The organism is Moorena sp. SIO3E8 (assembly GCF_010692445.1).
Lineage (GTDB): Bacteria > Cyanobacteriota > Cyanobacteriia > Cyanobacteriales > Coleofasciculaceae > Moorena > Moorena bouillonii.
Window position 1 is genome coordinate 1 of record NZ_JAAHHM010000379.1, and the last position, 1,123, is coordinate 1,123.

Consider the following 1,123-nt stretch of genomic DNA (forward strand, 5'->3'; position numbering starts at 1 on the left):
GGTAGAATACAGGTAACATTGTCAATAGGTAGGTCTTGTTGAACAAAAGAGACCTATCTTTTTTTTAGCACAAAATGGTGAAAGCTTTACATTTAAAGCTTTTCAGGCTATTTCGTCACCCCTTCAGCTTCCAACGTTATTACAACTTTACCTCTCGCGTGTCCTTGTTCAAGATATCTGATAGCTTCAGGCACTTCACGTAAGCTGTATCGTCTATCGATAACAGGTGCTATTTTGCCAGTTTCAAGAAGCTCTTTGATAAAAACCAAATCCTTATGGTTTGGTTCCATAAACAGGGACACAATTTTATTACTACCAGTCATGGAAATCCATGGTCCTAGGAACATAAGTTGGAAAAGTTGAGCTGTGGAACCTCCGACAAAGACATAAATTCCGTTGGGAGTTAATATACCTTTGTAATCCAAAATGGAACGATAGGCGGCAGCATCAAAAATCAGGTCATAATGCTGACCATTTTTGGTGACATCTTCTTGAGTGTAATCAATCACATGGTCTGCACCAATGGAGCGCACCATGTCTAAATTCCTGGTGCTGCACACCCCAGTCACTTCGGCCCCGAAGGATTTGGCAATCTGCACGGCAAAGGTACCGACACCACCAGAGGCACCGTTAATCAAAACCTTTTGCCCTGACTGAATCTGCCCTTGGTCCCGAAGACCTTGCAGGGCGGTGAGTGCTGCTGCCGGTACTGCTGCCACTTCCTCGAAGGTGATACTGGCGGGTTTCAAGACTAATGCACTTTCCCTGGCACATACATACTCGGCAAAACCCCCGAAACCATGGTCGGATAGGTTCCCGAATACTTCATCACCTGGCTGAAACTGCTTTACGTTTTTGCCAATGGCTTCAACCCGCCCTGCTATGTCTGCTCCCAGTATCTGGTTTTTTGGTTTTAGAAGCCCAAACCCCATGATGCGGATCAAGAAGGGTTTTCCTCTTAGTAAATGCCAGTCACCTGCATTGGCGGATGCGCTAGGGTGCATCTCAGTTTTGCAAAAATACCAAAATCATGATATCATGATATTATTAATGATAAATAGTTTCTAATAATTACTAAAACTCATGAACTTGAGTCCGGAAGAAAAGCAAGAGCTAAAAGAAC

1 protein-coding gene is annotated in these 1,123 nt (G+C 43.7%); it reads right to left on the reverse strand.

Translation table 11 applies throughout. The features are described from left to right. Positions 1-107: 107 nt before the first annotated feature. A complete protein-coding gene (locus F6K46_RS39920; protein ID WP_293068929.1) occupies positions 108-1,004 on the reverse strand; it encodes an NAD(P)-dependent alcohol dehydrogenase in 897 nt (298 codons plus the stop codon). Positions 1,005-1,123: the final 119 nt, after the last annotated feature.

Coding starts and splice junctions, on each gene's coding strand:
- F6K46_RS39920 (WP_293068929.1), bottom strand. CDS start 1,004: ATGCACCCTAGCGCATCCGCCAATGCAGGTGACTGGCATTTACTAAGA.